8 protein-coding genes are annotated in these 6,594 nt (G+C 65.1%); 4 read left to right on the top strand and 4 right to left on the bottom strand.

Annotated features, from left to right (window positions below):
- Window positions 1-184: 184 nt before the first annotated feature.
- The gene (locus ACESMO_RS12435) at window positions 185-772 is read left to right on the top strand and encodes a DMT family transporter (protein WP_372708472.1); all 588 of its coding nucleotides are present in this window, start codon (window positions 185-187) and stop codon (window positions 770-772) included.
- Window positions 773-832: 60 nt separating this feature from the next.
- On the opposite strand, the gene ACESMO_RS12440 is transcribed toward ACESMO_RS12435, so the two are convergent.
- A complete protein-coding gene (locus ACESMO_RS12440; RefSeq protein ID WP_372708466.1) occupies window positions 833-1,396 on the bottom strand; it encodes a DUF3035 domain-containing protein in 564 nt (187 codons plus the stop codon).
- Between the two features lie 61 nt (window positions 1,397-1,457).
- Window positions 1,458-1,964: a signal peptidase II gene (gene lspA, locus ACESMO_RS12445; protein ID WP_372708467.1), complete on the bottom strand. Its 507-nt coding sequence runs from the start codon at window positions 1,962-1,964 to the stop codon at window positions 1,458-1,460.
- Between the two features lie 167 nt (window positions 1,965-2,131).
- On the opposite strand from lspA, the gene ACESMO_RS12450 reads away from it, so the two are divergent.
- Entirely contained in the window at window positions 2,132-3,388 is a 1,257-nt protein-coding gene (locus tag ACESMO_RS12450) for a cation:proton antiporter (protein WP_372708468.1), read from the top strand.
- 21 nt (window positions 3,389-3,409) lie between these two features.
- Here the strand turns inward: ACESMO_RS12450 and ACESMO_RS12455 are convergent, their stop codons facing one another.
- Window positions 3,410-4,201 carry a PhoH family protein gene (locus ACESMO_RS12455; protein WP_372708473.1) on the bottom strand — a complete coding sequence of 264 codons (792 nt, stop codon included), beginning with the start codon at window positions 4,199-4,201 and terminating at the stop codon, window positions 3,410-3,412.
- A gap of 303 nt (window positions 4,202-4,504) precedes the next feature.
- Between ACESMO_RS12455 and ACESMO_RS12460 the strand changes: the two genes are divergently transcribed.
- Window positions 4,505-5,029, top strand: coding sequence for a gamma carbonic anhydrase family protein (locus tag ACESMO_RS12460; protein ID WP_372708469.1), 525 nt, complete (start codon window positions 4,505-4,507; stop codon window positions 5,027-5,029).
- Window positions 5,030-5,044: 15 nt separating this feature from the next.
- Here ACESMO_RS12460 and ACESMO_RS12465 read toward each other — a convergent pair whose 3' ends face one another.
- Entirely contained in the window at window positions 5,045-5,584 is a 540-nt protein-coding gene (locus ACESMO_RS12465) for a PAS domain-containing protein (protein ID WP_372708470.1), read from the bottom strand.
- Window positions 5,585-5,723: 139 nt separating this feature from the next.
- On the opposite strand from ACESMO_RS12465, the gene ACESMO_RS12470 reads away from it, so the two are divergent.
- Window positions 5,724-6,407: a hypothetical protein gene (locus tag ACESMO_RS12470; protein WP_372708471.1), complete on the top strand. Its 684-nt coding sequence runs from the start codon at window positions 5,724-5,726 to the stop codon at window positions 6,405-6,407.
- The last annotated feature ends 187 nt before the right edge of the window (window positions 6,408-6,594 follow it).

Raw genomic sequence — 6,594 nt, forward strand, 5'->3', positions numbered from 1 at the left:
ACACGCTCCCGAAGATCGTCCGAACGCGCCTTGCCCATAATAGCCTCCCAATCAGAAGACCCATGGACTCACGGTTCGGACCCGATGGGAATCCCCCGCTCGATCACATTCGATTCAACTCAGCGGGCGGCTGCTCTAGCTGGCGAATGACGTCAGTCCGGTCTCGGTCGCTACCCAGTTGTGGGTGCCGTTCACCGCCCTGTTCGCCTTCCTGCTGTTGGGCGAGCGCCTGTCCCGCATTGCCCTGATCGGCATGGGTGTCGCCTTTGCGGGCGTGGCATGGATGACGCTGGATCCTCACGCCATCTCCGACTGGAAGGGAATCCTCGTCGGTATCGCGGCCAGCGCGGCCTGGGCCGTGACGACGGTGATCGCGCGTCGCACCACCTCGATTCCACCCTTGAAGATGCAGGGCCTGCTGGCGCTGGTCGCCTTGCCGACGCTGGCCTTCGCTTCGGCCATCTTCGAACGCGGACAGATGGAGGCGATCCAGCGCGCGGACGCATTGGTCTGGGCCTGCGTCGTTTGGGCGGGTCTGGTGTCGTCGGTTGTGGCGACGACGCTGGTGTTCTGGCTGGTGCAGAAGCGCGAAGCGGGACGGGTGACGCCCTATCTATTGGCCACGCCGGTCATATCCATCCTCATCGGATGGGCCTTCATGGGCGACGTGCTGACCCCGCAGATCCTTGCGGGCGCGGCGCTGACCATCAGCGGTGTGGCCGTCGTGGCCATGGCGGAGAGGGGGCTGCGCGCCGGCGCGGCCAAGGCCTGACGAGAAAAAGACCCGGACGCTCTCGCGACCGGGTCTTTTTCATGAGGTTTGATCGTAAACCTAAAGGCCAGGGAGCTTGAAGCCCGTATCGCGACGCGGCGTGATGACGATGCCTGCGCGACCACCGGTCAGGGCCTGCATGCGGGCGAATTCGCTGGCGGCGTCGATGGTCACGGCACCGTTCGAGGTCTGTGTTGTGGTCTGGGCCTGCGAGGCCGCGTCGTCGCGACGCCAGAACAGGATGCGGTCGGCCCAGCCGGCTTCCTTGTGCGCCAGGTCGCCGAACTCGTCGTCGACGACGTAGCGGGCGAGGGGGTCGGCGCGATCGCCGCCGGCCTTAGCCACCAAAACCTGCTCGCCCTGCGAGCGGGTGACGGCCTGGCGTTGTCCCAGCAGGATCTGGCGAGCCGCCGATTCCGGGGCCAGCTCCTGCGGGCGCGGCTGACCGGGCGCGGGCGGACGCAGGCCGTACTCCGGTGGAACCGTCAGCGGCGCGGTCGAGACCGTCAGGAAAGCGTCCGGCGTCACCTTGGTCAGGCCGAGGTTGTCGCGCACGCCGCCGCAGCCTCCGAGGGCGAGCGTCGCGGCGGACAGGGTCAGGACGGCGGCGGAGGTGAGGCGCATGGTCAATCTCGATCAGGCGCGCCGAATGGGCGCGCGGACAGGCCCTAGAAGAAGCGGCTGATTACGACTTTTCGACGACGACGCCAACCTTGGCGGCGCGTTCCGACAGCAGACTGTCGAGGATCAGCAGGACGACGCCGACCGTGATCGCGCTGTCGGCCACGTTGAAGACCCACGGGAACAAGCCGGTGCCGGAGAAATCCAGGAAATCGACGACGAAGCCGAAGCGGATGCGGTCGATGACGTTGCCGATGGCGCCGCCCATTATCAGACCCAAGGCCGTGATCAGCAGGCGGCGGTCGGCCTTGAGCGCCCACCATCCCAGAACGCCGGCGACCACGATGGAGAAGGCGCTGAGCATCCACCGGGCGGAGCCGTCGCCGAACAGGCCGAAGCTGATGCCGCGGTTCTCGACCCAGGTCAGGTTGAAGATCGGCGGCCAGACCTCCACCCGTCCCACCTCTCGCAGTTCGAGTCCGGACATGATCCAGCCCTTGGTCAGCTGGTCGAGCACCACGATGATGAGGGCGAAGGCATAGGCGGCGTAGGCGATGTGAGGGATTTTCATGGGTATCGCTGAATGGTGAGCGGCTTCGGTTAGCAGGCGACGCCGCGCGCGCGAAGAGACAATCGTGGCACGAGACGGGCAGGGTTCAGGGTTGCCTCGCCGTCGCCCGCGCCCCAAGTGTGACGCTCCACCTTCGAAGGGTGCCCCGCCCACACCAAGGAGCGCCGATGCCGCATACCGACAGCCTGATCCTCATTCTTGTCGGCGGCTTCGTGTTGGCCTTCGTGTTCGGCATGATCGCCAACCGGCTCAAGCTGTCGCCTCTGGTGGGTTATCTCGTGGCGGGCATAGCCGTCGGCCCCTACACCGGCGGTTTCGTAGCCGATGCCGAACTGGCGCCGCAACTGGCGGAGATTGGCGTCATCCTGCTGATGTTCGGGGTCGGGCTGCATTTCTCTCTTGCCGATCTGATGAAGGTCCGAAGGATCGCCGTTCCCGGTGCCTTCGTGCAGATCGCGGTCGCTACGGTGCTGGGTTGGGGCCTCGGCCGGCTGATGGGTATGAGCGATCTTGAGGCGACCCTGATGGGTTTTGCCCTGTCGGTGGCCTCCACTGTGGTGCTGGTGCGAGCCCTCGAGGAACGCAAACAGGTCAAGGGCGCGGTCGGCCGCTTGGCCATGGGCTGGCTGATCGTCGAGGATCTGGTCATCGTCATCGCCCTGGTGATTCTGCCGCTGCTGGTGATCCAACCCGGCGAAACGCTTGATGGGATGGAACTGGCGAAGTCGATCGGCTGGACCCTGGTCAAGGTCGTTGTTTTCGTTGCGGTGATGCTGGTGTTCGGAGCCAAGGCGCTGCCGTGGCTACTGACCGTTATCGCCCATACCCGATCGCGGGAGCTGTTCACTCTCGGCGTCCTGGCCATCGCCTTGGGCATCGCCTGGGTTGCCTACCAGCTATTCCATTCGTTCGCCTTGGGGGCCTTCCTGGCGGGACTGGTCTTGAACAGCTCGCCTCTGGGGCACAATGCGGCCCAGCGTTCCCTGCCTCTCCGAGATGCCTTCGCCGTGCTGTTCTTCGTCTCGGTAGGCATGCTGTTCAACCCTGCCATCCTGGTGCGCGAACCTCTGGCCGTTCTGGGGGTGCTGGGCATCGTCATCATCGGCAAATCGCTGGCGGCGCTGGCCATCACTACCGCCTTCAAGCTGGACCGGGCGACCAGCCTGACGGTCGCCGCCGCGCTAGCTCAGATCGGTGAATTCTCGTTCATCCTGGCGGCCGTGAGTGTCCGAGTGGGTGGCATGGCGCAGGAGACGCACGATCTGATCCTGGCGGCGGCCCTGCTGTCGATCTCGCTGAATCCCTTGGTCTTCGCTCTGATCGATCGGATGGGCGGGCGGCCGAAACCCCCGGCCGGCGATTTGACCGGAGGCCGGGCCCTGGCCGAGGAGAAGGCCGCCGAGCCGAATCCGGCGACGGCCTGATGCATCAGACTGAGAAAGGCGTCAGAGCACGCCGATCATGCTGGCGACCAGCGGGTGGCGGACGATGTCGCCCTCGGCCAGCTTGACCACCGCGATGTCAGGCACCGGCCCCAGACGCTCCGCGATGTCGGTCAGGCCGGAGATGCCGGGCAGCAGGTCGGACTGCTGGGGATCGCCGGTCACGACCATGGTCGAGTGCCAGCCCAGGCGGGTCAGTAACATCTTGAGCTGTACGTAGGTGCAGTTCTGGGCCTCGTCGACGACGATAAAGGCGTTGTTCAGGGTGCGGCCGCGCATGTAACCGATGGGAGCGATCTCGATCAGGCCCTCGGCCATCAACGCCTTGACCCGCTTCATGCAAAGCCGGTCAGAAAGCGCGTCGTAAAGCGGCCGCAGATAGGGGGCCAGCTTGTCCTCCATGTCGCCGGGCAGGAAGCCAATGGATTCCCCGGCTTCGACGGCGGGGCGCGACAGGACGATACGGCCGATCTTGCCGGCCTCAAGAGCCTCGACCGCCTTGGCGACGGCCAGATAGGTCTTGCCGGTGCCTGCTGGACCCAGGGCCAGCACCAGATTGTGGTTGTCGATGGCCGTCATCAGTTCAGCCTGGCCTTCCGACTTGGGCTTCAGCGTCTTGAGATAGGCCTGGTCCCGATCGTCATTGGAGGGATAGGGCGACCAACCGGCGTGGGTGGGAAGACGCCGCACTTTGGCGTCGTCCATGAATTGCCGCGAGTCCAACACACCGTGTTCACGGGACGTGTCGCGGGTCTGACGCTTGATTGCCGCACGCTTGGTCATGGACGCCTCCAGGGCATGAAAAAAGGCGACGCCGGAAAAGCATCGCCTCGAACGAAGGTGGAGAGGTGATCAGAGGATGCGACGCACCCGCCCGGGTCGGAGTAAGGCCCCCTTTGCAGGGACTTGGCTTCCAGCGGGAAAGCCCGCCGACCGGAACGCTTCACGCGCGTCCTCCTTGGTTCTGACCGGACCGGGCTTGATCCGGTTTCGGATCCGGGGCCGAAATGGCGGCCTCGAATCGCACTGACATGATGATGTTAGCGTGGTTTACGAATGCTTAAAGCGCTGATTGGCTTCAGATAAGGTGATGTTTCAATGACGATCTATGCGTTGGCGGACAAGAAACCGCAGCTCCCCCCAGAGGGCGAATACTGGGTCGCGCCAAATGCGACCGTGATAGGAAACGTGATTCTGGAGCCGGGCGCCAGCATCTGGTTCGGCGCCGTCGTCCGCGGCGACAACGATCCCATCACAATTGGCCGCGACACCAATATTCAGGACGGCAGCGTGCTGCATTCGGACCCCGGCGAACCTTTGACCATCGGCGCGGGCGTCACTGTTGGACACATGGCGATGCTGCACAGCTGCGAGATCGGCGACAACACGCTGATCGGCATCGGCGCGGTGATCCTCGGGCGGGCGGTGATCGGGAAGAACTGCCTGATCGGGGCCAACGCCATGATCACAGAGGGCAAGGTGATCCCCGACGGCTCTCTGGTGGTGGGCCAGCCGGGCAGGGTGGCGCGCCAGCTCGAACCCGGACAGATCGAGGCGTTGAAGGCGTCGGCCGCCCACTATGTCCAGAACTGGAAGCGCTACGCCGGTCTGGCGGAGATTTAAGGGGGAATGGCCGGATCAGGCGATGCGTCGGCCATCGACGGCGGCGAGCGCAAGTGGCGCGCGCGCGGCTTCGCCGACGCTGACGGACACCCGGGCGGTCAGCAGCCTCGGCTCGTCCTTCGCCAGACCCAGCGTCGCCATCGGGGCGTAGAGGCCAAGCACGCGGTCTGCGTCGCCGTCCGGCCCACGCAGCGGAACCAGGACGATCTCGATCTGGTCTAACGAAGCGCCCGCCAAGGCCACGACGACGACGGGGCGAGCCTCTCTCGCCGTCTGATTCAGAGCCGCCGCCACCAGGGGCCGTGACGGCACGTGCCAAAGGGACAACAGGGCGCTGTTCTTGAGCGTTTCGCCATGAAACGTCTCGATCCAGCTTCCGGCAAGACGGATGACGGCGTCATCGCCGGTGCGCTCGGCGACGAAGACGCGCGGCAACCGCAATCCCAACGCGTCCGGTCGCAACGCCGAGCGCTCGGGGATTCCGGCGCGCGCGTGCGTCTGACGCGACAGGCCGGCCCAGTGGTCGATCAGGAACTGCGTATCAGGATGAAACATCGCGCTGGCCTCTGATTGCCGCGCCGCAAGAGTCGGGCCTTGGGAAAGCAACGGAAACGAAAGGCTGTTGCGCGGATGACCCGGGTTGGAGCGGCCTGCGCCTCGCTGGATCACGATCGGATCAGTCTGGAGGTCGGCCATGGGGTCGAGGATCATGAACTGGCTGCCGGCGGTCGCGGGCTTCTTCACCTTGGCGGGTTTGGCCGACACGGCCGCTGGCCAGTGTGGCCCGGTCTGTCCACCGCCGCCCTGCTGCGGTTCGGGCCGGAATTTCGATGTAAACGCCAATGTGAACGTCGGAGCCGGCGCCGATGCAGACGCAAGAGTCCGCTCGGGATTGAACGCCCGCGCCGGCGGCGGCGTCTTCGTTTGCGGCGGCGGTGCGGCCCGTGTCACCGTCGACCAGCCTTCTCCCACGACCATCAGCGGCCTGAATGTCGAGGGCGCGCGCGTGCGCAAGACCATTCGCGTGCCGCACCCGGCCTCGCGAGTGCGTCCGGATCGCGAGGTCCATGGCGATTATGAAGGCGAGTTGTATCGTTGCCTGTCCGGCGCCTTCCTGCAGATGACCTGGGCCGAGTATCAGGGCGAGGCCCTGTGGCACGGCCGCAGCGGCATGGTCGAATGCCGCACCCAGAAGTCGGAACGCGACTGCAACGAACGCTCGTTGCTGCGCCGCTACGGGGCGGGCGTGAAAATCATGACCATGGTACGCGAAGAGACCTACACCGAGTATCGGGAAGAGGTCATCGAAGAGGCTGGAATCGCGGTGTCGGGCGCGACGATATCGCTCGATGGTGGAGTCGGCGGTCGCGTATTCTGACGCCAGTCCGGACATTGCCGTTCAGCCACGCGTCAGCAACGACGGCCTAGGCTCAGGACCCATTAAAGGGATTCACACGGTCGTGGTGATCTGATTCACTGGTGGCAGGAGGAGCCTGTCATGAGTGATCTGTTTTGGCTGACGAACAAGCAGATGCGTCGGATCAAGCCATATTTCCCGCTGTCGC

It is taken from the genome of Brevundimonas sp., assembly GCF_041688735.1.
Taxonomy (GTDB): Bacteria; Pseudomonadota; Alphaproteobacteria; order Caulobacterales; family Caulobacteraceae; genus Brevundimonas.